A 25,146-nucleotide genomic window follows, 5' to 3' on the forward strand; every position below is an offset into this window, starting at 1 on the left:
TACTGTAAATCGCATTCATTTTTACATATCAATACCTAAAGATAATCATGCAAATCCACATGATGTGCTTTTGCCAACGGCTCAGCCGCTTTAACAGCCAACGCAAGCAACTGATCGGCCTGGACAGGACCAATATATTCGCAAATAGCAATGTACATTATATGAATGATGACTTGCTTTTGCTTATTATCAAACGCTGCGTTCAATGTCAGTATGCTTTTATCAGCCCACGCTTTTAACGCAAACATTTGCTGTGTGTTCAATGCTAGATTAGCACCAATATGCGCTATCAAATAGCTGGTCACTTTCAAGTCCAAGTCATTTCCTAAATGGCCAAGCAAAGCATTGATCAACCCAACAAATACTACATTATCGGCTTCAGGCAATTGTGGATGGCCAACCAAACTATCAAACTGATTGGTTTCATGATTAAGCGGATCTGGCAATAAATGCTGCTGTGGCATTTCAAGCGCACCAAATATCGCTTTTAATAATAAAAGTCGACTATGCTTCTGTTCTGTTATTCGACAACATTCGGATAAAAACAATGTGAATGTATGCGTTGGCTTATTGGCATATTTTTCTTGCCAAATCATCATCGCCGTCAGTAAATCCATATCCGAAAAAAAAGGACGTAACGCAGTAAAAACCGCTCTTCTTGTATACACAACATCCACTTACATCCACTCCATTTCCATTTGCTTGACTATTTTTTTTATAATTTTTCTAAATTACTTAATGTTTCTGCCGTATAAGCCGCTTGATGACTAAACTCTGGATAACCAATCTCACCATGCTCTGTAATATCCAATCCCCGTTGCTCATGCATCGTACTCACGCGCATACCCACCGTATTAGCAATTAGCCAATACATGACAAATGCCGTCACCATCACCCAGATAAAAGCTGCAGCAATGCCGATAAGTTGAACCGTTACTTGGTGCCAATCAAACAGATTACCCGTGAGGAAAAGACCCGCTGCCAACGTACCCCAAACACCAGCAAATCCATGAACAGAAACTGCGCCAACAACATCGTCTAACGTCATTTTTTCAATCCATTTGTTACCTATGACAGAAATAGCGCCGCCGATGGCGCCAGTTAAAACCGCATAAGGAATCTCCATCGTTGCACAACCAGCAGTAATCGCAACTAAACCTGCAATACTGCCATTGACGCCGCTGGTCATTAAGGCCGGCTGTCGTAATATAAAATGAACGAAAAGCGCTCCCAGCGCGCCTGCCGCACCTGCTAAGTGCGTATTCAGCAATATATGCCCAACATTTGTGCCTGCTGCCAAAGTGCTGCCGCCATTAAAACCAAACCAACCAAACCACAACAACAAGCCGCCAATGGCAACATAATTTAAATTGTGTCCTGGTAACTGTCTGGGTTTTTTGTCTGGCGTAAAACGTCCTAATCTAGGACCTAAAATAATGATTGCGGCAAGTGCTGCCCAACCGCCAACCGAATGTACAACGGTTGAACCCGCAAAATCAATAAAGCCCATTTTATTTAACCAACCACCTTCATTCCAAGCCCAACTACCAAAAATAGGATAGATAAAAGCCGTTAACCCAATAGCGCCAAATAAATAAGCCATGTAATTAGTTCGTTCCGCAACCGCACCACTGACAATCGTTGCGGCGGTAGCAGCAAACATTGTTTGAAAAAACAAGGTGGTATATTCCCAATTACCCATATTTGATAAGGCAAACAGGTTGGTGCCAAATAAACCAGATGGGTTACTGCCAAACATGAGCCCATAGCCAATCAACCAAAACAAAATAGAACCAGCACATACATCCATAAAGTTTTTCATCATGACATTCACTGCATTTTTTGCACGCGCCATGCCCGACTCCAGCAAAGCAAAACCTGCCTGCATTAAAAACACCAAACAACCTGCAATCGAAACCCATAAGGTATTTATTATTTCAATGGTATTGTCCGTTTCAGCCGCGTATAAAGATGTTGAAAAAAATACCAAAGCAAAAGATAGAACGCCGCTCTTATTAATCATCGTTGAACTTTCCTAAAAGTGATGCGTGACACAATATATTTAGCTTATCCAGCAAGCTATGTGCCAACAAAGGTTATCAAAGAAAATAAAAATAGGTATGATGTAACCTTAATCGTCTATAGTTGAACAAGGAATTGACATGACCGCTTTATTGCAACCTTTAGGCAGACTCATGCTAGCTTTTATTTTTATTGTTGCTGGTATTGGCAAGCTTGCCGACATTGCTGGCACAAGCGCTTATATGGCAGCAATGGGTGTCTCTAGCACACTGCTATGGCCAACCATTTTATTGGAGCTACTTGGTGGTATTGCGATTGCAATCGGCTATAAAACAGGGATAGCCGCGTTTGCTTTGGCTATTTTTTCAATTGCGGCTGCTGTGCTTTTTCACAGTGATTTGGGTGACAAGATACAGATGGTTTTATTTCTAAAAAACATTGCCATCGCAGGCGGCTTACTCATGCTAGCGTCAGCTGGCACAACGGCTTATAGTCTTGATAGAAAGAAACAACAAGCGCGTTTCTTTTAAGATAGTATTAGTTTAAATCTTATCTCTTGTAAACAACGCAATCGATTCAACATGCGCCGTATGTGGAAACATATTAATGACACCCGCTGCGCTCAGCTTGTAGCCTTTTTCATTCACTAAGACATCGATATCCCGCGCCAGTGTAGCGGGATTACAAGAAACATACACAATTGTATCAGGCGCATTATCTGAATTAATCGCTTTCACCAAAGCAAAAGCACCATCACGCGGCGGATCAATTAACCATTTATCAAACCGCCCTAAATTGGTTAGCGATTCATCAGTCATTTGAAATAAATCAGATACACCAAATTGCGTCGTATGTTCTAAACCATTCAGTGCTGCACTTTCTACTGCACGAGCAACCAAATTATCTAAGCCTTCATAGCCCAACACGGTTGCACCACTGCGCGCAATCGGTAATGTAAAATTACCAATACCACAAAAGAAATCCGCAATACGTTCTCCGGCTTGCGGTTTTAATAACTGCATAGCACGACGCACCATCACTTGGTTAATCTGCGGGTTTACTTGGGTAAATTCATTCGGCTTAAACGGATACGTTAACGCAAACTCTTCTAAGGAATACTGTAAAGAGGGTGCATCTAATGGGTAAAATGGCTTGACCGTTTCAGGACCTTTGGTTTGCGTCCACACACTCACATGGTATTGGTCAGCGAATTGCTTTAGTAGCTGCTCATCTTCAGGTAACAGCGCATCCATGATACGGAAAATCAACACGATATTTTTATGTGTAGTTTCAGTTGCCTCACCCACAGCCAATTCCAATTGTGGGATTTTATCGCGCAAACTGAGATTAAAAATGAGCGCTTGCAATGGTGTAATCAATGCAGATACTTCTGGCGTTAGCACTTGGCAACTTTGCATATCGGCTACAAAACGTGTGCCTTTTTCGTTAAAACCAACCAATACGCGCTCTTTTTTGGCCACATATTTAACGCTCAATCGCGCTTTGTGACGATAACCCCAAGTTGGCCCAAATAACGGCGGTAACATATTCTCAGGCTTGGCTTTACCGATATGTTTAATATCGTTTTCTAATAAACGCTGCTTAGCAGCAACCTGCCCAACAGCATCTAAATGTTGCAACTTACAACCACCGCAATAGCCAAAATGCTTGCATTTAGGCTGCACCCGCAAATTAGATTGCTTAAGCACATCTACCACATTCGCAAACGCATACTTATCTTTACTGCGCGTCACTTGATATGTCACTGTTTCAGTCGGCAACGCGCCATCAATAAAAATAGCTTTACCATCCACATGCGCAACGCCTCTACCCTCTTGGTCGAGAGACTCAACCATGACAGGGGAAGAGATTTCAACCGGAACTGATTGTTGACGACGAGAACGACGAGCCATAGAAAACTTTCAATTAATGCATGTGTTTAACAGAAGGCGGCATTCTAACTGATTAAATGAATTGCTCAAAAGTGCTGGTTAATTGATGGTATTGATAAATAAGGCAGACGCGAGTAAAGCACGTCTAACATAATGCATAAGAAAGAAAATATCCTATATTCGCTTTTTATCAAAATATAGGGATATCAGGCAAACTATTTGATAACCTCTGTTAGAGAACAAATGTGGAACCGCCAATATCTTATCGCATTTGGGTTGTTATTAATTGCTGCAACTGTCGTTATATGTATAGGTAAATTCGAGTACTATATCTCTCTCCTTGTTGGAGTCTGAGCAACCATGTTCGGTGTGATTCTAGCACTTGATTTAAATAAACTAAAAGAACTACGCACCGATAAAGAGGAGTTTGACTCTGGGCTTGAGGTTCTAGACGTTGAGCTTGAACACAATCTTTCTATTTTAGGTAAGCATCGCACTGAAACGACTAGTAACAGTTTTAACTATGGTAGGCTCAACACCAGTCTCATAAACTATTTTCTTGATAAACCAACAACAGTCAGACGAGGTGGGAAGGTTTTACGTCAGGCTTTACTGAGTTGTCGCGCTCGAGTCGACTCATACATGTTGATCTACTCTCGATTTGAAAAATATGCCTCAGAAAGAAATGGCTTACCAGATACAGCTCTGGGACAACTTAAGGACTTAATTTCCCAAACTGAATTTATTATTATTTTATTGCGTACTTTGATAACCAAATACCAGAATAATCCCCGCAGTCTGTTAGACGCCAAAATATATCAGCATTATGGTTCAGCTTTAGAGCTCGAGAAGAAATACCGAGCGATAGATATAACTTCTGCTTATGAAAAATTAAAGGATGAGGTTAGTCTTTGACAATGCCGATTCCCTCCCTTCAATCAAGCAACCGTATCACGTAATAAGTAGGACGACAATAAGCGATAGCGCATTGTGCCGTATGCATCTATTTTAAGTTGCCTTCCTTTTCGCCTTTAGGCGAGTTACTTTCTTTTAACTGCCTGAAAAGAAAGTAACCCAAGAAAACGGCACCCCGTCACCACGACCGTCAGGGTCATTCCCAACCTCGCTAGGCGCTGAAGCGCCAAGTCGGTTGAAACGCCCTTCGGATTCCCTGCGCTACTCAGTAAACAAGGCGTCTGCGGAACTCGCCCTAACAGACCACACAAAACGTGGTCTGTCGCGGTGCTCGGACAGGTCCTCGACGAAATCCCCTTGTTCACCTCCGTTGCTCGGCGTGGCTACAGGGGGCTGAACACCATATGAATTTGTACGATTGCATCACTGAACAAATATTAAATCTCGTCATTTCTGCGAAGGCAGGAATCCAAATTATGTTTTAAATTCAAAATGGATTCCCATTTGCATGGGAATGACGGAAATGTAAACTCCATCTACGTTGGGTTGCTTTACCTTCCCTTTATCAAGCTGAGTAGCGCAGACAAAATAAGATGAAGGCGAGGACTGTTTGAGCAACGCGACAGACCATGATTTGTGTGGTCTGTTAGGGCGAGTTCCGTCTCAACTGACTTGCTGCTTTAGCAGCTAGCGAAGTTGGTGATGCCCTTTACGGGTACAGCCGCTTATTTTGTTGAGCAACGCAAGGGACCCGAAGGGCTTGATAGCAGGGTGTGTGTTTCTTTGGTTACTTTCTTTGGCACAAGCAAAAGAAAGTCACTCGCCTAGAGGCGAAAAAGATATAGCTTTAGTGAGATAAGTCGAGTGCATAACGGTACAGCCCCACCCGCAGGATGTCCCCAACCTCGCTAAATGCTAAAGCATCAAGTCGGTTGTGAAAACTGACTAGCTGTCGGACCACCCCCGACTTGGTGAATACCTCAAAGAAGCTTCATACGGTGGATTACATTTCATTAATGCAGCCTATTTGCTAAACTAGTTTCAACCATTCAAACAAGGCTAATCCGTGCATACCCCTAGCGATATTATTTTACAAAAACATCCACCTCTCTTAGCCAACGCTGATTTTGAATCTTCCATCATTGGCGATTTAAAGCTTTATAAAAAAGAGTTAAAAAAATGGCAGCAGAAAATTGTTGAGGTGCAGCAGGCTTATTATCATCAAAACCGCCTTGCGGTGATTGTGTTGCAGGGTTGGGATGCAAGTGGTAAAGGTGGTGCGATTAGGCGTTTGACTGAGAAGTTAGATCCTAGGGGATATACTGTGCACCCGATTGGCGCGCCGACTACCGCAGAACTTCAACAACATTATTTGCATCGTTTCCAAATGCGTTTGCCAGCATCGGGCACAATTGCGATTTTTGATCGCTCTTGGTATGGACGCGTGCTGGTCGAGCGCGTTGAGGGTTTTGCCTCAGCACAAGCATGGCAACGCGCTTATCAAGAGATTAACGAGTTTGAGCGCACATTAATAGATGATGGTGTGCGGATAGTTAAACTGTTTTTGCATATTACGCCAGAAGAACAGCTGATGCGCTTTGATGAGCGGTTAAATAATCTATCTAAACAATGGAAATTAACCAGTGACGATATCCGCAACCGTGCTAAGTGGGATGATTATGTTGATGCGGTTAATGATATGTTTCGTTACACCTCTACCGAAGCCGCGTCTTGGCAATTGATTGCTGCTAATCGCAAGTGGTTTACACGTGTTGCGGTGTTAAAGCATGTTTATCATGTATTAGCTGAAGGGGTCAATTTAACGCCACCTCCATTAGATAAGCAATTAATTAAAGAAGCTCAACAACAGCTGGGGCTAATTTATAATGATTAGTCAGTTACTTGCGATGCATTATCATTGGTTAATACGCGCTGTTCTTAATCAATCCTACCACACTATCAAAATCACTTTACGCAGTGGTAATATTAGCAATTCGAATTCAATTACTTCATTTTATCGTTGAATTAATAGTTGAATAATCATTCTAAGAAGGACGCTATGAAACGGTTACTGGCATGTATATGGCTCGCGTTACTGCTTATTTTAACGACACACTTAGCATTTGCTACTGAGATTAAGTATTCGTCCAAAGGCTTTGCTTATATGACAGGAGGCATTGGTGCAGAGGAAACAGCTTTTCTTAAGCAACATCAAGGCCAGTTTAATTTGCATGTGTTGTTTTCTATTGGTGATGGTGAAGCGGTTACCAATGTAAACGTGCGTATTTTTGATAGCAACAATCAATTGGTTTTTAGATTATTTGGTGCATCCCCCAGATTGAACATCCGATTGCCTGGTGGAAGCTATCGCATTGTTGCCACGCTTGATGGCATAAAACAAGGCAGTCGGTTCACTTTACAAGAAAACAAAGCTACTCGTGTTATTTTAAATTGGCAGGAAATCGATACAGAAGCGTTAAACTAGATTAACGTCTATTTCCAAGCCTTCAAATAAATATCCCAATGCTCACCTTGGTATCCTTCTAACGTTTCCCGTACCAATGCCACTTCTTGCTGATAAGCTTGTTCTGTTAAATGTCCACGCATGCGCTGAAAACGCAAATAAACAAGATGGGTATTAGCCACATCGGTCTCACAATAATCACGAATCTCCTTAAGCTTACCTGCTTTATAGGCGTCCCACACTTTGCTACCGTCCATACCTAACTTACCAGGAAAGCCACAAAGCTTGGCTAAATCATCTAATGGCGCATTGGCTCGGCCACCGTACATGGCCATTACGTCCATTAAATCCAAGTGACGCATATGGTAACGGCTGATGTAGTTATTCCATTTAAAGTCTTTGTCGTCCTCGCCTAAATCCCAATAACGACTGGCATTAACGCTATGGATTAAGCCGCGGTAGGTAAGTACAGGCAAGTCAAAACCACTACCGTTCCAAGAGATGATTTGCGGAGTATATTTTTCAATACCATCATAAAAACGTTGAATCATTTCTTTTTCTGAAGCGTCTTCATCACCCAACGTCCAGATGCTAAAGTGGTCTGCTTGGCGTAATGCGCAAGAAATGGCGCAAACTTTGTGTAGATGCAGCGGCAAAAACTCCGTGCCATTCTGTTGGCGGCGTTGGTGTAAAGCCAAGTTAACGACATCTTCATCTGAAATATCATTTGAGACATCAAGCAATACGCGAAGACCTTGCGCATCGGGGATGGTTTCTATATCAAAAACTAGCGTTGGTGTCATATTCGTTAGAATACATTAAAAAGGGCTGGTGTTGCTAGCACCAACCCGTTGTAATCGAGTTCAGACCGTTTCTATCTGATCGGCCGATATTTGCTCAGCCATCCTCAAGGTTTCTTTATCTGCTTTGTAGAGTCTTACTGGCGGATGCATTTCATCACCTGAAAAAACCATAATTGCATGACAAACAGTATCATCTTGATCAGCTGGCGTAAATTTACCAAAACCAAACTTGGTGTTACGCATTACTTGCCAAGCGCCTCTTGGCTCTGCATATTCGGGTTTAGAAAAGTGCTGCCTAAGTTCGATAGATGGAATACTGATCAAAGCACCATCAACTTCTTCAGTCATCATAATCCAGCCCGCTTCGTCGGGCTGCCCTGTTTTTTGGAGTTGGAACAAGTACCACTCCTCGTCGTAAACCAATTGAATGATGCTATGCACTAACCCCGTACTTGGATTTAATGTGAAATAAATGCCCTGATCATCAAGGCTAATGGCTTTGCCATATGTAGATAAATTAACAACATTACTCGTCATAAAACCCCCTGTGCTAAACCCTAGCTTGGTATAAGCTAGATTAAATAAAGTCTAGCGCAGAAACAAACCTGTGCAAGCAATAAACAACAAGGCGTTTACAGATTAATTCTGTTCACTGAGAGTAAAAGGCAGATGGTCTTAATTAATCATAAAAACACCATCTGTTGAGAGGCCACAATTACTTTTGGTTCCAACGACCAGCGGCTTGGTAATACCAACCATGTTGCGCCTTGTCTATCCAGCGACCAGCGAAAGCTGCTTTAACGCTGTCACTCCACTCTGGATGCCCATTAGCAACGGCAATTTCTTGATATAGCTTGTTACGGTCCGCATTTTCTGACGCGACTAATGCATTAATACCCTGTCTATCTTTAAGTGGTAATGCTTTAGTATCCCGCACAGCAATCAAGCCATCGGCCGTTAAACCAATCGCCCCACTGTGATAATGAGGTGCCAACTGCACATGGCGCACTTGCATACTGTTTTTTAATGCATTAATTGCAGGCGTGTTAATTTCTAAATTAGGCGCTGAATATGCTAATTGCATTGAAGTTATAGCCATTAATATGACAAACAATTGAACCCATTTAAACGTCATGATTGCCCCTTTATTTGATTGGTGTTTCAGTGGTGTTAGATGGCGTGTCAACCACTTTATCCGTATTAGGTTCGTTAATTTTCCACACATCATCAATAATTTTATCTGCTGCTGCCTGGGCTGCTGCTGCCGGAAAATAAATATTAATTGTGACACATGCTGTTAACACTACTGTTAACAATACTATGATACTTTTTACCATGATTTTCCTATCACCATTTATTGAACGATAACGCTGGCATTGTTATCTGTTATGCGTTTAATCCTAGCGAGTAAATCAGACAAACTCACTTGCTTGTTATAGCCATTGACATTGAGTGCGGGAATACCGCGTCCTTTTACGATGATATATCCGCCAGGCGTTGCCGCTACGCCGCCCATTTCACATTGATCGTGTCTTAACTTGCAGCTCAGTCCTATTTTATCGTAGTTAAACGCATCAAAAAAACGTAAAAATGTCCGTTGCAAAGCGGCAGCAGTTCCTTCTCCACCCAAAGCAGCGATATTCTCTACAGCGCGTTGTGAGATTGTCTTAATTTGCTTATCTTCACTGGTTTGCAAAGCGGCATCAAATCTGACCGCTTTCCAATTTTGCAACTCTAAACCCTTAACATCACCATCTATTTTTCCTTCTATTGCGCCAAAACGGTAAGTGCGTGTTAATTTACCTAGGTCCAATTTCCGCATTGTCAAATCCGCATACAGTTTGGGTACAACACCCAAAGGGTCGTCTATATGTAGATGACGCATAGCAACCGTGCCATCAAACATGTTAAATGTCATTACACCATCCATATTCAATTGCTTATTGGCATAAGTAACCAAGGGTACTTGTCCTGAGATATGGCCTGACAATGTTGGCCAACCAAGAGCCGCCGTGAACTGACTTAAGTCCATTGGCGTTAAATCCATGCGCAAATGCCAAACCCAGTGTTCACCAAGCCATGCTGCGGATATATCTTTAAAATTTAATGCACCATCCAATAAAGGCAATACCAGCTCAGGAGCAGTCAACGCATACCGATTCAGTTCTGCGCTTAAGTTCGCTTGGTCTAATGGTAACTGCAATAAGTGGCCACCTTGATAGGACAGCGAAATAGCTTGCGCAATATCATAATCCCAAGGAATATTGGCGTTCACTTGCGTAAAAGCAAATTTACCATTTTGGTCTGCAATATTGGTATCTATTAATTTCAAGTGAAAATTTGCTGGTTGCGCATGTTTAATCTCAAATTGCCAACTCGCTGTGCCAGAAACAGCCAAATGACCAAAAGCTGACTTTTGCAAACTTGGCTTCAGCAATAAAGTATAAAGACCATTAAAATCAATCTGTTGCGCCGTTATTACTGCATCAGTCAATTGTTTGCTTTTCGCATCAATAATGGCGTGCGCATTAATCTCTCCCACGTTTTTAACCATTAAATCCGCATTGCTAATGGTTATTTTTTTTGCATCTGCAAAGCCATTTGCCGAAAAAGCACTCCCTGCATCGCCAAAATAAAAAGGTTGCCAAAACACTTCCCCTTCATCCCAATTTAGCTCACTCTGCCATTGCCAACCAGTTTGTTTTTTATTGGCGGTAAACTGAATATCTCCAATCAACCCTTCGCCCGCATGCATGCCTGCAGCATCACTAAATGTTGCGCCATTGAACAACACGTCAAAAGCAACTTGATTGGTTTGTTGTGCAATATGTACAGAAAAAGGGATATCCATTACCGCAGAAGTTAGCCTGCCATCAAAGCAATCAATATAACCCAGCTGATCACTAAACAAGGTGTCACACACCAGTTTAAATGGCGTAAAATCAGGTGAGTCAGCAGGTTTAACAGCGGCGGTTAAATTAAGCTTTGGCTTCTTGCCTTTTAAATCAATGTGTAATTTGGTGTCTTTGAGTTGACCAACAGGGGCATCGACAACGCCAATACTCATTTCTATGCTAGAAACGGCAAAAGCTGACTTACTCGATAAAATGAGAACAAATAACAATGCTTTGCGAAAAGTGCCGATACTATAATCGGCAACGGCTTTACCACATCGCTTATCTAAATAAAGCTTATTTAAATACAGCTTATTTAAATAAAGCATAGCGGCAAAAGACATTCGCTAAGCAGGAAACACACCTGAAGATAAGTAACGATCACCACGGTCACACGCAATACTCACAATCACGGCATTTTCGACTGTCTTCGATAATTCTAATGCTGCGTATAGCGCACCACCAGTTGAAACACCAGCAAAAATACCTTCTGTAGTTGCTAATTTTCTAGTGGTATTTTCTGCCTGTTGTTGATTCACATACACCAATGAATCCACTCTACTTTTTTCAAAAATAGTTGGCATATATTCTTCTGGCCATTTACGAATACCAGGAATACGCGCACCCTCTTCTGGTTGGACACCAATAATTTGAATGGCGGGGTTTTGTTCTTTTAAATAACGTGAAGTACCCATAATGGTTCCTGTCGTGCCCATACTAGAAACAAAATGCGTAACTTTGCCTTGCGTGTCACGCCAAATTTCAGGGCCGGTTCCTTCGTAATGCGCTTGCGGATTATCCATATTGCTAAATTGATCCAATACAATACCTTCGCCCTCTGCTTGCATTTTCATGGCAACATCGCGTGCCAATTCCATACTGCCATCAGCAGGCGTTAACACCAACTCAGCACCATAGGCTTTCATACTTTGCTGGCGTTCAATCGTTTGATTTTCTGGCATGACTAGTATCATTTTATAACCGCGCATCGCCGCTACCATTGCTAATGCAATTCCCGTATTGCCACTAGTCGCCTCAATTAAGGTATCACCTGGTTGAATATCGCCACGCGCTTCGGCTCGCTTAATCATGCTATACGCCGGCCGATCTTTGACTGATCCTGCAGGATTATTGCCCTCTAATTTTAATAAAATGGTATTACTCGTTTCACCTTGCATGCGTTGCAAAGCAACCAGCGGCGTATTGCCGACAAAATCGTTAATCGTTTTCATTATTTGTTTAATTTCAATAAGTAAAGTGCATATACAGCAAAAGCAATAAAACTAATCAGCCCAAGCTGTGGCAATGTAAGGCCTAAAAACGTCCAGTCTATTGCGGCGCAATCGCCTGTTCCACGAAAAACCAACTTAAGGGCTTTTTCTAATGGAAAGTTCTCGAACATATAATCAAAACCCACACCGCAATCGGCAATCATACTTTCTTTGTTGGCTTGTAAATACCAATGACGCATCGCAACACCTGCGCCACCTAATGCAGTTAGCACCTGTAAAACTGTTAACCATTTGTTGATGATGCTTGCTGATGGAATGAGCGCAGCAATCAAAAATAACACACCCAAGCCCATGAATATCATGCGTTGCGATATACACAGCGGACATGGATCTAAGTTGTACTTTGTCTGAATCACAAGCGCCAACCCCACGATAAAAAAACAGCTGACAAACCCGAATAAGTAGCCTGTTTTGCCTTTTAACACTTCACATATTGTTTTAAACATCAACATTTCCTCACGCATCATTAAACAGTCTTCGTATTTATGAGATTGTAATGGATAATAGAGACCATGGCAGATTATGACAGCATAAACAACCCAAAAATTCCTCAGCAAATACTCTCAGTTAGCGAGTTAAATCGCTTAGCGCGTGATGTATTACAAGCAAGCTTCCCTTTATTTTGGGTATCTGGAGAAATTTCTAATTTGACGCGTGCCGCAAGTGGTCATTGGTATTTTTCACTGAAAGATGCCAGTGCTCAAGTGCGTTGCGTGATGTTTAAAGGTCGTAATAGTTTTGTTGATTTTGTACCGCGTGAAGGCGATCAAGTCGAAGCCCATGCAACCGCTACTTTATACGAAGCGCGAGGTGACTTTCAACTGACAGTTGCATTTTTAAGACAAGCGGGTTTAGGTGATTTGTTTGAAGCGTTTGAGCAATTAAAGCGCAAACTGCAAGACGAGGGTTTATTTGAAGCTTCACGTAAGCGGCTTATTCCAACACATGCCAAAGCAATTGGTATCGTCACTTCAACGGATGCTGCCGCTTTACGTGACGTATTAACAACACTCAAACGCCGCAATCCAAATACACAAGTGATTATTTACCCCACGCCAGTACAAGGCAAAGGTGCAGCCGAAAAAATCGCAAGCGCCATTAATCGAGCCAACGCGCGACAAGAAGTCGACACCCTGATTATTTGTCGTGGTGGTGGCAGTTTTGAAGATTTATGGCAATTCAACGAAGAGATTGTCGCACGTACAATTGCAGAATGTCGCATTCCAACCATCAGTGGCGTTGGGCATGAAACCGACTTCACTATTTGTGACTTTGTGGCTGATGTACGTGCAGCAACACCAACAGCTGCAGCTGAACTAGCCTGCCAGGATAGCGCGCATTTAAAACAACAAATCAACAACCTCTATCAGCAACTCAGTCAGCAAATACAATCAAACTTAAACCAGCGTACACAGCGATTGGATTTTTTGGCACAACGTCTCATCTCACCAGCGCAAAAACTAAAAAACCAAATTGACTATATGCAACAATTGCAAAACCGACTCCACTATGCCGTTAAACAGGTATTGCAGCAACATCACCTCCACTACAAGCAACTTAAAAGCAGTATCGAACAGCTAAGCCCGCAAGCGGTACTGGCTAGGGGTTATGCCATTGTTTCTCATGATCATCAAGCAATTACTAATAGCGCGCAGTTGGCGCTTGGGCAAGCTGTTCATATCCAATTACATATTGGCGAAGCAGAGGCGCACATAACCAAAAAATAATCAGTCATGATTAATGCATAGTGACTTACTGATTCATGGCAATCTGTTGTAGCCAATGCATGGCCGTTTGCTTGCATCAGCAAACATCAGTAAAATTTTTAAACGTCCCTCAACCAATTGCTAAAACATACGTTATGATGATGTGTTATTTTTAATCTTATAATGATGTTTAATATTGAGATATTAAGGACGTAATAATGAAAAAAATCATTGCCATTTTAGTGGCATCCATCACCTTACATCTAAGCGGATGTGCAACCACAACCAACAGTAGCGCATCAGGTGTTACCCGCTCACAATTCTTAGTCATGCCAGCATCAAAAGTTGATCAGATGTCAGCGCGGGCTTATTCTGAGACCCTATCTGTAGCAAAACAAAAAGCAACGCTCAATGTAGATAAGGCTATGTATAACCGTGTCAATGCTATTTCTCAGCGGCTGATTGCGCAAGTGGATGTTTTTAGAGCCGATGCAAAAGCTTGGGCATGGGAAGTAAATATAGAACAGAATGACCAAGTCAATGCCTATTGTATGCCAGGCGGTAAAATCATGGTGTTTACTGGTCTTGTTGAAAAAATCAATGCAACTGATGACGAACTCGCTGCTGTGATTGGCCATGAAATTGCGCATGCATTACGAGAGCATGGTCGTGAACGCATGTCACAAGCCTATGTGCAACAATTTGGTTTGCGCGCACTCGCTGCGTTTGTCGGCAATGGCTTAGCGGGTGCCGCAACAATGCAAGGCGCTAGTCTAGGAAGTCAATTGTTTTTTGCTTTGCCTAATGGTCGTGAGCAAGAGCGTGAATCCGACAGAATTGGCTTAGAGCTGGCCGCTCGTGCAGGTTACAATCCAGATGCAGCTGTCACACTTTGGCAAAAAATGACTGCAAACAACAACGGAGCACCTCCAGAGTTTTTAAGCACGCATCCTGCTAGCGAAAACCGAATTGCCGATTTGAAAGCGTTGGCGCCAAAAGTACGTCCTTTATACTTGGCAGCAAAACGTCAATAATCCATTTTAGGTTATTGAAAGTCAGTTATTCAATCATGCCTACATGCTCAATGTACGCATTTTTTGTTTTTTGGGCAGCCGCAGAGTTTAGGGTAAAATAACGCGTTTATGATTACTACTTTTAATTATTAATTTGGAAATTTTATGGACCCACGTCAAAGTATTATTGAAGCGGCTTTTGAAGACCGCGCCAACATCAACCCGGCCAACGCATCTACTGAAATAAAATCAACTGTTGAAAGCGTGCTTGCCGATTTAGATTCTGGCAAGCTACGTGTGGCCTCTCGCATTAGCGATACCCAAAACTGGGAGGTGCATCAATGGCTAAAAATGGCAGTGTTATTGTCTTTCCGTCTTGAAGATAACGTGCTAATGAGTGATGGCGTTGCAAAGTACTTTGATAAAGTGCCAACCAAATTTGCTCACTATTCTGAACAAGACTTTAAAGATGGTGGCTTCCGTGTGGTACCAAATGCAGTCGCACGTCGCGGTTCATTTATCGGTAAAAATGCAGTATTGATGCCTTCATACGTCAACATTGGCGCTTATGTAGGCGAAGGCTCAATGGTAGATACATGGGCGACGGTTGGCTCGTGTGCACAAATTGGTAAAAACGTGCATTTGTCTGGCGGCGTTGGCATTGGTGGCGTGTTAGAGCCATTACAAGCAGGTCCAACCATTATTGGTGACAATTGCTTTATTGGCGCGCGTTCAGAAGTAGTTGAAGGTGTCGTGGTTGAAGATAATAGCGTAATTTCTATGGGTGTCTATATTGGCCAATCGACTAAAATATATGACCGTGAAACAGGCAGCGTATCTTATGGACGCATTCCAGCAGGCTCAGTTGTCGTATCAGGCAACTTGCCCTCTAAAGATGGTAGTTATAGTCTGTATTGTGCAGTCATCGTTAAAAAAGTGGATGCCAAAACACTGGGTAAAGTGGGAATTAACGAACTTTTACGCGGCATTTAGTTTACAATCTAGATTGAGACGGGGTAGGCTAGCCCCGTTTCTGATCAGCACTTGATCCCGCTTATGTAGCGAGTCATCATCTGGCCAGTAGCAATTGAGTCTATATGATTAATTAAATTAAATGGCTTTACATTACGATATTTGGCTCATTCTACTTTCTGTCATCGCGACTAGCAGCGCCATATTTATTGCTTTTGGCTTGATAGGTGCATTAAGCCAATCGTCCGCTAGGCTCAAAAAACCACTTACCCTTAGTCAACCGCTCATTGTAGGTACCACATTCTGGGCGAGTCATCTTTTGGCTTTTTATAGCACCCATACTCATCTCAGTTTTACTTTTTCTTTGCCATTACTATTGAGCTGGTTATTTGCCACCATAATAGCGGTTTGCTTTATGGCAGTTGTGGTTGTGCTCACACCGAAACTACGCCACTTTATCATCGGGGGACTATGTGCGGGCATTTGCATGTTTGGTCTTTTTTATACCAGTTATATTGCAATCAATCATGATTCAATCATATTACTCAGCTTGGTGATGGCAATCATTACTACTGTCATTGTGGTTGTGGCAATGATAGTCATGTTAATGATTACTTATTGGCTGAAAAACTACAGTGGAAAAAACAATACTCCCATTAAAATAGTACTAGCAATACTCATTAGTGGCATTCTATTAAGTATCAACTTTGTTTTTTATAGCGTTTTTTCGGAGGCTAACCCTAGTCTCTTACCCTCTGAACAAGGTCTGACTGGATTCAAAATAACAACGATTGTCACGCTGCTCGGCTTGCTGAGTTTGTTATTAACGGCTTTTATGTTCTTTTTGCTCTATGAGCGATATGGTAAAAATGTATTCAAACTTGCTGGGGCGTTTCGTCCAATATCAGCATATAAATTTGATAAAACCAATCTTAGCGATCCGCTGACAAAATTACCTAATCGTCGAGCGTTCGAGTCACACTTACGTGCTGCAGAAAAGCGTCATATTCGTAACGGCAACGCTTTTGCAGTGGCTTACATTGATTTAGATGCATTCAAACCCATTAATGATACTTATGGCCATCATACTGGTGATAGGGTGCTTAGCATGACTGCTGACAGGCTAAATGCGGCGATACGCGGTTGCGATTTTGTGGCGCGTATTGGCGGGGATGAGTTTGTGGCTATTTTAGAAGAAATTCATTCGGAAGATGATATTCGCCCCGTAGTCAGCCGTATTGTCACTTCGATTAAAGAACCTTATTTTATTGACCATTTAAATATCGAGCTATCTTGCTCTGTTGGCATCGCCATTTATCCAAAAGATAATCAAGACAATAAACTATTGGTGAACGCTGATGCTGCAATGTACAAAGCAAAAGACCAAGGTAAAAATCAGTTTAAATTCTATGATGAAGAAATCGAGTCCGCTAATATCTTAATTCAACATATGCAACGAGATTTAATGATGGCATTGCAAAATAAAGAGTTCTCGATTGCTTATATGCCAAAAATCAATTGCAAAACAATGGCTGCCGTTGGTGCAGAGGCCTTGATTCGCTGGAACCACCCAACCAAGGGTGAAATATTACCTAATGATTTTTTAGGTATTGCTGAGCAATGTGGCTTGATTCAAGAGATTAACGCTTGGGTAGTGGATGCGTGTTGCCACACCTTAGTAAGAGCAAGGGAAACTGGTTTGGATCTCAACATTTCAATTAACCTCTCAAGTTATCAGTTCCGCGATGCCAATCTTGCGCAACAAATTGTGCGTATTATTAAAAATCACGCACTACACCCCAATTGTCTTTCATTCGAAATCAAAGAAACCGCTGCTATTAATAATCAAGAGCAGTTTAAAGATTTACTGAGCACCTTTAAAGAAGCTGGTATTAAAGTCATCCTGGATGATTTTGGTTTATTACCTGTCAGCCTGACCTATCTACTTGATTTAGATATTGATGAAATCAAAATTGATAAATCATTTATTGCCATGATTAATAAAGATGATGGTGCTAAAGCGCTGATTGATGCTGTTTTTAAACTCACCCATGCTTTAGGCTTTCAGGTGACAGCAGAAGGGATTGAAGACAAAGCGCAACAAGAGACCATTATTAAGCTTGGTTGTGACTTTATGCAGGGCTACCTATTTACCAAACCAGTAAAAGAAGATGAGCTATTGGTTTTATATAAAAAACTACAATACAAACAATTGCAGATTGACTTTGATATGCCAATTGAACCGACCCAAAAACCTTAACTGCACATCTATTGTTTGAGCTGTTAAAATGATGATTAATTTATTTAACTGCAACTCAATATCCATATGAAACTTTACGGCATTCCCAATTGCAATACAGTGAAAAAAGCCCGTATTTGGCTAGATGAAAACAACGTGCCTTATACATTCCACGATTTTAAAAAACTCGGCCTTACGCAAACAAAAGCTAATGCATGGCTAGCACAGCAGCCGTGGGAGAAACTGGTGAATCGCGCTGGAATGACTTGGCGCAATCTGTGTGATGAGACAAAAGCCAGCATCACAAACAGCAGCAGCGCTTGTGCATTAATGATAGAAAAAACATCGGTTATTAAACGGCCTATTTTAGAAAAAGATGATGTCATTCTGTGTATTGGTTTTCATGAAGATACTTATAAAGAGATAGTGCAATGACAAAAACAGTAGACCTCGCCATAGACTTGCTGTCACGCAGCTCAGTGACACCTGACGATAAAGGCTGCCAAGAAACCATGATTGCCCGACTAGCGCCATTAGGCTTTAAGATTGAGCGCATGCGTTTTGGCAAAGTCGATAATTTCTTCGCTCGCCGCGGCACAACTGGCCCTTTGCTTGTTTTTGCCGGCCATACGGATGTGGTGCCAACAGGACCGGTTGAAAAATGGCATACGCCGCCATTTGAACCAACCATTAAAGATGGCATTTTATATGCGCGTGGCGCAGCTGACATGAAAACATCGCTTGCCGCCTTTATTACCAGCATAGAAGAATTTGTCGCAGAGAACCCTAACCATAGCGGTTCGATTGGTCTACTTATTACTTCAGATGAAGAAGATGTGGCGATTGATGGTACGGTTAAAGTGGTGCAAGCGCTAAAGGCACGCGGCGAGTTAATTGACTATTGTATCGTTGGCGAACCAACTTCTAATAAAGTGGTTGGCGACATGATTAAAAATGGTAGACGTGGTTCGTTATCAGGCAAACTTATTGTAAAAGGCATACAAGGCCATATCGCTTATCCACATTTAGTGAAGAACCCCATTCACATGGTAGCACCTGCCATTAAAGACATGGTTGATACCGTGTGGGATGAAGGCAATGAATACTTTCCTGCCACTTCTTGGCAAATTAGCAATATCAATGGTGGCACAGGTGCAACCAATGTAGTGCCAGGTGAAGTGGAAATTTTGTTCAATTTCAGGTTTTGCACAGCGAGTACGGAAGCCGATTTAAAACAACGCACGATTGCTATTTTTGATAAACACGCATTAGATTACAGCATTGTGTGGGAATACTCTCCACCTTATATTACCCCCCGTGGCAATCTGTCTGATGCCATCTCAGAAGCCATTCAAGAAAGCTATGGTGTTACTCCTGAACTATCCACCACTGGCGGCACTTCTGACGGACGTTTTATTGCAGACATTTGCAAACAAGTGATTGAGTTTGGGCCACTGAATGCCACCATTCATAAACTCAATGAATGTGTTGCTGTAGCAGATATTGAACCGCTAAAAGAAACCTATAAAAAAACCATGGAAAAATTATTAGCATGAGTAATCCCATCAAGTTAGCGGAAGAACTATCAACTATCCGTGATTGGATTCGTTATGCGGTCAGCCAATTTGAAGCATCCGATATTTTTTATGGTCATGGCGCGGACAATAGTTATGATGAAGCCGTATGGCTCATGATGAGTGGTTTGCATTTGCCCATGGAAACCTTAGAAAATTTTCTTGACGCCGCTATAACAACAGCAGAACGTAAACATCTTGCCTACTTAATTGAACAACGAGTAACCAAGCGCGTGCCAACAGCTTATTTAGTACGCGAAGCTTGGTTGCATGATTTCAAATTTTATGTGGATGAGCGGGTGATAGTCCCACGCTCATTCATTGCAGAATTATTGCTCAATGATAGTTTGAGTGCTTGGATTGAATATCCCGAGATGATTGAAAATGCAGCAGACATTTGCACTGGCAGTGGCTGTTTAGGCATTTTACTGGCACATGCTTTTCCTTCAGCTGCGGTTGATGTCATTGATATTTCACTAGATGCGATTGCCGTCAGCAATATCAATATCGCCAATTATGGTTTAGAAGACCAAGTGACTGCGATACAGTCAGATATGTTTAGTGCACTATCAGGAAAAACATATGATGTCATGATTAGCAATCCGCCGTATGTTGATGCCCCAAGTATGGCCGCACTACCAACGGAATATCGCAATGAACCACAACTAGCATTAGGTAGTGGCGATGCAGGATTGGATCACACGCATACACTCCTGCGCGAAGCTGCCCATTATTTAAACGATGAAGGCATACTGATTGTTGAAATTGGTCACAACAGAGATGCGTTATTAGAAGCTTACCCTCATGTGCCCTTTGTTTGGTTGGAGACTAGCGGCGGCGATCAGTTCGTGTTCTTGCTGACCAAAGCGCAGTTGCTGGCTATTTAAGGGGTTCATTTTTAACCTCTAATGCGACGATTTTTCGTTGGCTTTCTTTTTGTGTCTGCTGCTGACCGAGGCTTACGTTGTTCTACGGCTTTATGCTCGACGGTTTTACCATCTACTGACCTTCCTTTTGGCTGATGTTCTAACACACCGCCCCGACGCTTGCGTACTTTTGGCGTAAATACGGTCGTCACTTTGTCTTTTTCTCGCTGATTAAGCTGTCTAGGTGGTGCTTTTGGCACTGCTAGCCCTGCCCACTCCATTAAACCAATAACCTGTTTAGTATCCAGTTTCAGCATACCGCCTCGTTTAACACGTGATGGCAAAGTCACAGGCCCAAAACGCACGCGCATTAAACGACTCACAGGCATCTGAAAAGCTTCGAACAACCGTCGCACTTCGCGGTTTCTACCTTCACGCAAAATCACTTGATACCAATGATTCGCACCTTCACCACCTTGGGCAACAATTGAATCAAACGCTGCTGGGCCATCTTCAAGCTCAATACCTTGCTTTAACATCTCTATTTGTTCATCGGTCAGCTCACCAAACACACGGACAGCGTACTCACGCTCTACTTCATAGCGCGGATGCATAAAACGATTGGCTAATTCACCGGATGTAGTAAAAATCAGCAATCCAGAGGTATTCATATCCAAACGACCAATGGCAATCCACTTAGCATCTTTAATACGTGGCAGTTTATCAAATACACTGGCACGACCTTCTGGGTCATCCGCACTCACAATTTCATCGTCAGGTTTATGATAAATCAATACTTGTGGTAGCTCTGGTGTAAAAGATAAGCGAATAGGACGATTATCCACTTTGACTTCGTCATATTTGGTAACCCCAGCACCAAGCTGTGCCACCTCACCATTCACCATGACGCGGCCGCTTTCAATGAGCTTTTCCATATCACGGCGCGAGCCTAAACCTGCCATCGCCAGCAGTTTATGCAAACGTTGAGATGGCTCCATTGCCACAGTATCGTCAGACACTGATCTGCGTGTAGCGATTTGTTTATCTTGAGGTTTTTTAAAGGGTCTGGCCATGAAGGATCTTAATAATGAGTAATAATTGGTAAGTAGGTGATTTTACAGCAACCACTCCATTCCGACTCAACATTCTGATTCTTAAGTGTGATAACAACTAACTATCGAGTGGTATTTCAGTCTGGGCAAAATCTTCAAACGGTGGCAATTCTGCTAATGAGCGTAAATTAAGATCATCTAAAAAATGTTTTGTTGTGGCATAAAGTGATGGCCTACCAGGCACCTCTCGTTGTCCAACTACATCAATCCAATCGCGCTCAACCAACTGGCGAATGACATTTGGATTAACCGTTACACCGCGAATTTGTTCAATATCACCACGCGTAACCGGCTGACGATAAGCAATAATGGCGAGTGTTTCCATCACTGCACGAGAATATTTTGGTTGTCGCTCAGGATTTAAACGGGCAATAAAAGCACTCAGTTCTGGCTTGGCTTGAAAACGATAACCGCTAGCCACTTGCACCAACTCTAAGGTTTTATCTTCCCAATCTTGCTTGAGTTCGTCCAACAACATTCTCAGCGTTGCGCGCTCCATGCGACCAGCAAATAGCTTTAACAAATCATCTAAACTGAGCGGTTGCCCAGCAGTTAACAAGGCCGCTTCGATAATTTGTTTCATTTCCGTTATGTTTTCGGGTTCCCTCATTCTGCATGACTCACTTGCAAATAAATGGTTGAAAAAGCCGTTTGCTGGGTGATCTTAATCAGCCCTTCTTTTGCTAATTCTAAAATGGCTAAAAAATTCACCACCAATTTAGGCAAGCCACCTTCGCGTAAATCAAACAGCTGAGAAAACTCACACATGCCATCCGTTTGCAAGCGGCGCAATACAGCACTCATGTGCTCACGTACAGAAAGCTCTGCTCTGCCCAACTTGTGATGGGAGTTTAATTTGGCACGTTTGAGCACATTACGCCATGCTTCCACTAATTCATCTATGCTCACTTCTGGTGGTTTAATATCTGCAATATGTTGATAATAAGCATCGGCAACTTGAAACTGATCCCCCACTTTAGGCATATCCTCTAAGTTTTGAGCAGCTAACTTAATGGCCTCATACTCCATCAGCCGTCTAACGAGTTCAGCCCGCGGATCATCTTCTTCTTCAATCTGTGCTGGTTTAGGCAGCAACATGCGTGATTTAATTTCAATGAGCATAGCAGACATTAATAAATAATCAGCCGCCAGTTCCAGCTTAATCGCCTTCATTTTTTCGACATACTGCATATATTGCACAGTCAAGTCTGCCATCGGAATGTCTAAAATATCAAGATTGTTTTTGCGGATTAGATAAAGTAATAAGTCTAATGGTCCTTCAAACGACTCTAAATAGACTTCTAGTGCATCAGGTGGAATATATAAATCATGTGGCAGCTCGTACAGCGCCTCGCCATTGATTTTAATGTCTGATGTGGTGATTAGCAAAGAAATCCTTTTAACAGCCGTTTAAACAATAAACCACATCATATAGCACTTTTAGTAAAGATAAAACACCAAATGTGCTTAACAATTCATTAATTAACCATAATCCAAACCCATCACATCACGCACATCTCGCATGGTCTCACGTGCCAGTTTGCGGGCTTTTTCGCAACCCTCTGATACAATATTTTTGACCAAGGTTGGGTCTTCTGCGTATTGTGCAGCGCGCTCTTGAATCGGCTTCAACTCTTTTAATACGCCATCAATGACCGGTTGCTTGCATTCAATACAACCGATGGAACCGGCTTTACAGCCCATTTGCACCCAATCTTTGATATTGTCATCCGAATAGATTTCATGTAATTGCCATACTGGACAATGAGCTGGATCGCCTGGATCGGTGCGTCGCACCCGAGCGGGATCCGTGGGCATGGTTCTAATTTTCTTGGTGATATCCTCTGGCAATTCACGTAAAGAGATGGTGTTGTTATAGGATTTAGACATTTTCTGACCATCTAATCCTGGCATTTTTGAAGCAGGCGTCAATTTATAGTCTGGCTCAATGAGAATGATTTTTCCACCGCCTTCAAGGTACCCAAGTAAACGCTCTTTGTCGCCCATACTCATGCCTTGCTGCTCTTCAATTAAGGCTCTAGCCGATTCTAATGCTTCTTCATCGCCACTTTCTTGATAAGCTGTGCGCAACTCGTTATATAAATTACCGCGTTTATTGCCTAATTTTTTTATTGCCGCCTCTGCTTTTTCTTCAAATCCAGTTTCTTTGCCATAAATATGATTAAAGCGACGGGCAATTTCGCGCGTAAATTCAATGTGTGGAATTTGATCTTCACCAACAGGCACTTGCGTCGCTTTATACATCAAAATATCCGCACTTTGCAGTAGCGGATAACCTAAAAAGCCATAGGTTGATAAATCTTTACTACTTAATTTCTCTTGCTGATCTTTATAGGTTGGCACACGCTCTAACCAACTAAGCGGTGTAATCATCGATAATAATGTATGTAGTTCAGCATGTTCAGGCACTTTTGATTGGATAAAAACGGTTGCGCTAGCAGGATCAACCCCTGCGGCAAGCCAATCAATCACCATTTCCCATACACTTTCTTCAATAATCTCTGGCGTATCATAATGGGTGGTCAACGCGTGCCAATCAGCAACAAAGAAAAAGCACTCGTGCTCGTGTTGTAAGCGCAGCCAATTTTTCAGCACGCCATTGTAATGTCCAAGATGTAAACTACCTGTAGGGCGCATGCCCGATAAAACGCGTTCAACCGCCATGAGTTAACCTAAAGTTGATAAATATTTAAAGATAACATTATTATACAAATAATTATTAAGCGAAGAGACTTAAAATCAATTGCCCAAAAAAACCAATGATTGGTGAAATAATCTTACCGAGTATGCCTGTAAACAATAAGACGATTAAAATAACGAAGCCATAACGCTCTAATTGTGAGAACTTAACCGCTATATTCATCGGCAGCAAACTGACCGCTATGCGCCCACCATCCAATGGTGGTAATGGCAGTAAGTTAAGTACCATCAACACCAAGTTGATCATGATGCCCACTTTACTCATTTCCAATAAAAAGAACGCAGCACTTTCTGGCGCGCTATTCGCATATTTGAGCACCAACACCCAAACAATCGCCATGATAAAGTTAGAAGCTGGGCCAGCTGCTGCTACCCATAACATGTCTTTTTTGGGGTTATTTAAATTGGCAAAATTAACGGGCACAGGCTTGGCCCAGCCAAATAAAATACCCCCTAACATCAAAGTGAGTGCAGGCAAAATAATCGTGCCAATCATATCGATATGCTTAATGGGGTTAAGCGTAATACGGCCCATTTTTTCAGCGGTCAAATCACCAAAGTATTTTGCTACGTAGCCGTGCGCTGCTTCATGCACAGTAATAGCAAAAATAATAGGGATTGCCGAGACAGTAATTTTTTGTATTAAGGTCAGTTCCATCAT

26 protein-coding genes are annotated in these 25,146 nt (G+C 42.1%); 11 read left to right on the forward strand and 15 right to left on the reverse strand.

Annotation, left to right across the window (positions count from 1 at the left end):
- Positions 1-35: 35 nt before the first annotated feature.
- Both KFB94_01890 and KFB94_01895 read right to left on the reverse strand, forming a co-directional pair.
- On the reverse strand, positions 36-677 hold the full coding sequence (locus tag KFB94_01890; protein ID QVL45892.1) for a hypothetical protein: 642 nt from the start codon (positions 675-677) through the stop codon (positions 36-38).
- Positions 678-715: 38 nt separating this feature from the next.
- Positions 716-2,023, reverse strand: a complete 1,308-nt coding sequence (locus tag KFB94_01895; GenBank protein ID QVL45893.1) for an ammonium transporter — start codon at positions 2,021-2,023, stop codon at positions 716-718.
- Between the two features lie 139 nt (positions 2,024-2,162).
- On the opposite strand from KFB94_01895, the gene KFB94_01900 reads away from it, so the two are divergent.
- The gene (locus tag KFB94_01900) at positions 2,163-2,552 is read left to right on the forward strand and encodes a DoxX family protein (protein ID QVL45894.1); all 390 of its coding nucleotides are present in this window, start codon (positions 2,163-2,165) and stop codon (positions 2,550-2,552) included.
- Between the two features lie 12 nt (positions 2,553-2,564).
- Here the strand turns inward: KFB94_01900 and rlmD are convergent, their stop codons facing one another.
- Positions 2,565-3,935, reverse strand: a complete 1,371-nt coding sequence (gene rlmD / locus KFB94_01905) for a 23S rRNA (uracil(1939)-C(5))-methyltransferase RlmD (GenBank protein ID QVL45895.1) — start codon at positions 3,933-3,935, stop codon at positions 2,565-2,567.
- Between the two features lie 339 nt (positions 3,936-4,274).
- On the opposite strand from rlmD, the gene KFB94_01910 reads away from it, so the two are divergent.
- The 3 genes from KFB94_01910 to KFB94_01920 all read left to right on the forward strand — a co-directional run bounded on the left by KFB94_01910 (position 4,275) and on the right by KFB94_01920 (position 7,314).
- Positions 4,275-4,829, forward strand: coding sequence for a hypothetical protein (locus KFB94_01910; GenBank protein QVL45896.1), 555 nt, complete (start codon positions 4,275-4,277; stop codon positions 4,827-4,829).
- Between the two features lie 1,066 nt (positions 4,830-5,895).
- Positions 5,896-6,723 (forward strand): polyphosphate kinase 2 family protein, encoded by an 828-nt coding sequence (locus tag KFB94_01915; GenBank protein ID QVL45897.1) that lies wholly within the window; start codon positions 5,896-5,898, stop codon positions 6,721-6,723.
- A gap of 165 nt (positions 6,724-6,888) precedes the next feature.
- On the forward strand, positions 6,889-7,314 hold the full coding sequence (locus KFB94_01920) for a hypothetical protein (GenBank protein QVL45898.1): 426 nt from the start codon (positions 6,889-6,891) through the stop codon (positions 7,312-7,314).
- An 8-nt stretch (positions 7,315-7,322) separates the two neighbouring features.
- Here KFB94_01920 and KFB94_01925 read toward each other — a convergent pair whose 3' ends face one another.
- The 7 genes from KFB94_01925 to KFB94_01955 form a co-directional block, all read right to left on the reverse strand.
- Positions 7,323-8,096 carry a 3'-5' exonuclease gene (locus KFB94_01925; GenBank protein ID QVL45899.1) on the reverse strand — a complete coding sequence of 258 codons (774 nt, stop codon included), beginning with the start codon at positions 8,094-8,096 and terminating at the stop codon, positions 7,323-7,325.
- Positions 8,097-8,156: 60 nt separating this feature from the next.
- Entirely contained in the window at positions 8,157-8,633 is a 477-nt protein-coding gene (locus KFB94_01930) for a hypothetical protein (protein ID QVL45900.1), read from the reverse strand.
- A gap of 178 nt (positions 8,634-8,811) precedes the next feature.
- Positions 8,812-9,231, reverse strand: a complete 420-nt coding sequence (locus KFB94_01935) for a YdbL family protein (protein QVL45901.1) — start codon at positions 9,229-9,231, stop codon at positions 8,812-8,814.
- Between the two features lie 10 nt (positions 9,232-9,241).
- Positions 9,242-9,433: a hypothetical protein gene (locus KFB94_01940; protein QVL45902.1), complete on the reverse strand. Its 192-nt coding sequence runs from the start codon at positions 9,431-9,433 to the stop codon at positions 9,242-9,244.
- 17 nt (positions 9,434-9,450) lie between these two features.
- Complete coding sequence (locus KFB94_01945; protein QVL46528.1) at positions 9,451-11,241, reverse strand: hypothetical protein; 1,791 nt, start codon at positions 11,239-11,241, stop codon at positions 9,451-9,453.
- Between the two features lie 96 nt (positions 11,242-11,337).
- Positions 11,338-12,225, reverse strand: a complete 888-nt coding sequence (gene cysM, locus KFB94_01950; GenBank protein QVL46529.1) for a cysteine synthase CysM — start codon at positions 12,223-12,225, stop codon at positions 11,338-11,340.
- The gene (locus KFB94_01955) at positions 12,222-12,746 is read right to left on the reverse strand and encodes a disulfide bond formation protein B (protein QVL45903.1); all 525 of its coding nucleotides are present in this window, start codon (positions 12,744-12,746) and stop codon (positions 12,222-12,224) included. Before KFB94_01955 ends, cysM begins: the two co-directional genes overlap by 4 nt.
- A 48-nt stretch (positions 12,747-12,794) precedes the next feature.
- Here KFB94_01955 and KFB94_01960 point away from each other — a divergent pair, with 48 nt between their 5' ends.
- From KFB94_01960 to prmB, 7 genes are all read left to right on the forward strand, one after another.
- A complete protein-coding gene (locus tag KFB94_01960) occupies positions 12,795-14,009 on the forward strand; it encodes an exodeoxyribonuclease VII large subunit (GenBank protein QVL45904.1) in 1,215 nt (404 codons plus the stop codon).
- A gap of 197 nt (positions 14,010-14,206) precedes the next feature.
- Positions 14,207-15,022, forward strand: a complete 816-nt coding sequence (locus tag KFB94_01965; protein QVL45905.1) for a M48 family metallopeptidase — start codon at positions 14,207-14,209, stop codon at positions 15,020-15,022.
- Positions 15,023-15,166: 144 nt separating this feature from the next.
- Positions 15,167-15,994, forward strand: coding sequence for a 2,3,4,5-tetrahydropyridine-2,6-dicarboxylate N-succinyltransferase (gene dapD / locus KFB94_01970; GenBank protein QVL45906.1), 828 nt, complete (start codon positions 15,167-15,169; stop codon positions 15,992-15,994).
- 121 nt (positions 15,995-16,115) lie between these two features.
- Complete coding sequence (locus KFB94_01975) at positions 16,116-18,233, forward strand: EAL domain-containing protein (GenBank protein QVL45907.1); 2,118 nt, start codon at positions 16,116-16,118, stop codon at positions 18,231-18,233.
- 66 nt (positions 18,234-18,299) lie between these two features.
- Positions 18,300-18,647 (forward strand): ArsC family reductase, encoded by a 348-nt coding sequence (locus KFB94_01980; protein ID QVL45908.1) that lies wholly within the window; start codon positions 18,300-18,302, stop codon positions 18,645-18,647.
- Positions 18,644-19,768, forward strand: a complete 1,125-nt coding sequence (gene dapE / locus KFB94_01985) for a succinyl-diaminopimelate desuccinylase (protein QVL45909.1) — start codon at positions 18,644-18,646, stop codon at positions 19,766-19,768. Before KFB94_01980 ends, dapE begins: the two co-directional genes overlap by 4 nt.
- Positions 19,765-20,673, forward strand: coding sequence for a 50S ribosomal protein L3 N(5)-glutamine methyltransferase (prmB, locus tag KFB94_01990; protein QVL45910.1), 909 nt, complete (start codon positions 19,765-19,767; stop codon positions 20,671-20,673). The genes dapE and prmB overlap by 4 nt, the downstream gene beginning before the upstream one ends.
- Before the next feature lie 11 nt (positions 20,674-20,684).
- Here the strand turns inward: prmB and KFB94_01995 are convergent, their stop codons facing one another.
- From KFB94_01995 to KFB94_02015, 5 genes are all read right to left on the reverse strand, one after another.
- Complete coding sequence (locus KFB94_01995) at positions 20,685-21,725, reverse strand: pseudouridine synthase (protein QVL45911.1); 1,041 nt, start codon at positions 21,723-21,725, stop codon at positions 20,685-20,687.
- 97 nt (positions 21,726-21,822) lie between these two features.
- Entirely contained in the window at positions 21,823-22,374 is a 552-nt protein-coding gene (scpB, locus tag KFB94_02000; GenBank protein ID QVL45912.1) for an SMC-Scp complex subunit ScpB, read from the reverse strand.
- Positions 22,371-23,159: a segregation/condensation protein A gene (locus tag KFB94_02005; GenBank protein QVL46530.1), complete on the reverse strand. Its 789-nt coding sequence runs from the start codon at positions 23,157-23,159 to the stop codon at positions 22,371-22,373. The genes scpB and KFB94_02005 overlap by 4 nt, the downstream gene beginning before the upstream one ends.
- A gap of 87 nt (positions 23,160-23,246) precedes the next feature.
- Complete coding sequence (locus KFB94_02010) at positions 23,247-24,449, reverse strand: tryptophan--tRNA ligase (GenBank protein QVL45913.1); 1,203 nt, start codon at positions 24,447-24,449, stop codon at positions 23,247-23,249.
- Between the two features lie 55 nt (positions 24,450-24,504).
- Positions 24,505-25,143, reverse strand: coding sequence for a site-2 protease family protein (locus KFB94_02015; GenBank protein ID QVL46531.1), 639 nt, complete (start codon positions 25,141-25,143; stop codon positions 24,505-24,507).
- Positions 25,144-25,146: the final 3 nt, after the last annotated feature.

The organism is Methylophilaceae bacterium, from assembly GCA_018398995.1.
Taxonomy (GTDB): domain Bacteria; phylum Pseudomonadota; class Gammaproteobacteria; order Burkholderiales; family Methylophilaceae.

What these genes read in the sequence shown, in the direction of transcription:
- KFB94_01895 (QVL45893.1), bottom strand. Translation starts at nt 2,023, where the DNA reads ATGATTAATAAGAGCGGCGTTCTATCTTTTGCTTTGGTATTTTTTTCA.
- KFB94_01900 (QVL45894.1), top strand. Translation starts at nt 2,163, where the DNA reads ATGACCGCTTTATTGCAACCTTTAGGCAGACTCATGCTAGCTTTTATT.
- rlmD (QVL45895.1), bottom strand. Translation starts at nt 3,935, where the DNA reads ATGGCTCGTCGTTCTCGTCGTCAACAATCAGTTCCGGTTGAAATCTCT.
- KFB94_01910 (QVL45896.1), top strand. Translation starts at nt 4,275, where the DNA reads ATGTTCGGTGTGATTCTAGCACTTGATTTAAATAAACTAAAAGAACTA.
- KFB94_01920 (QVL45898.1), top strand. Translation starts at nt 6,889, where the DNA reads ATGAAACGGTTACTGGCATGTATATGGCTCGCGTTACTGCTTATTTTA.
- KFB94_01925 (QVL45899.1), bottom strand. Translation starts at nt 8,096, where the DNA reads ATGACACCAACGCTAGTTTTTGATATAGAAACCATCCCCGATGCGCAA.
- KFB94_01930 (QVL45900.1), bottom strand. Translation starts at nt 8,633, where the DNA reads ATGACGAGTAATGTTGTTAATTTATCTACATATGGCAAAGCCATTAGC.
- KFB94_01935 (QVL45901.1), bottom strand. Translation starts at nt 9,231, where the DNA reads ATGACGTTTAAATGGGTTCAATTGTTTGTCATATTAATGGCTATAACT.
- KFB94_01940 (QVL45902.1), bottom strand. Translation starts at nt 9,433, where the DNA reads ATGGTAAAAAGTATCATAGTATTGTTAACAGTAGTGTTAACAGCATGT.
- KFB94_01955 (QVL45903.1), bottom strand. Translation starts at nt 12,746, where the DNA reads ATGCGTGAGGAAATGTTGATGTTTAAAACAATATGTGAAGTGTTAAAA.
- KFB94_01960 (QVL45904.1), top strand. Translation starts at nt 12,795, where the DNA reads ATGGCAGATTATGACAGCATAAACAACCCAAAAATTCCTCAGCAAATA.
- KFB94_01965 (QVL45905.1), top strand. Translation starts at nt 14,207, where the DNA reads ATGAAAAAAATCATTGCCATTTTAGTGGCATCCATCACCTTACATCTA.
- dapD (QVL45906.1), top strand. Translation starts at nt 15,167, where the DNA reads ATGGACCCACGTCAAAGTATTATTGAAGCGGCTTTTGAAGACCGCGCC.
- KFB94_01975 (QVL45907.1), top strand. Translation starts at nt 16,116, where the DNA reads ATGGCTTTACATTACGATATTTGGCTCATTCTACTTTCTGTCATCGCG.
- KFB94_01980 (QVL45908.1), top strand. Translation starts at nt 18,300, where the DNA reads ATGAAACTTTACGGCATTCCCAATTGCAATACAGTGAAAAAAGCCCGT.
- dapE (QVL45909.1), top strand. Translation starts at nt 18,644, where the DNA reads ATGACAAAAACAGTAGACCTCGCCATAGACTTGCTGTCACGCAGCTCA.
- prmB (QVL45910.1), top strand. Translation starts at nt 19,765, where the DNA reads ATGAGTAATCCCATCAAGTTAGCGGAAGAACTATCAACTATCCGTGAT.
- KFB94_01995 (QVL45911.1), bottom strand. Translation starts at nt 21,725, where the DNA reads ATGGCCAGACCCTTTAAAAAACCTCAAGATAAACAAATCGCTACACGC.
- scpB (QVL45912.1), bottom strand. Translation starts at nt 22,374, where the DNA reads ATGAGGGAACCCGAAAACATAACGGAAATGAAACAAATTATCGAAGCG.
- KFB94_02010 (QVL45913.1), bottom strand. Translation starts at nt 24,449, where the DNA reads ATGGCGGTTGAACGCGTTTTATCGGGCATGCGCCCTACAGGTAGTTTA.
- KFB94_02015 (QVL46531.1), bottom strand. Translation starts at nt 25,143, where the DNA reads ATGGAACTGACCTTAATACAAAAAATTACTGTCTCGGCAATCCCTATT.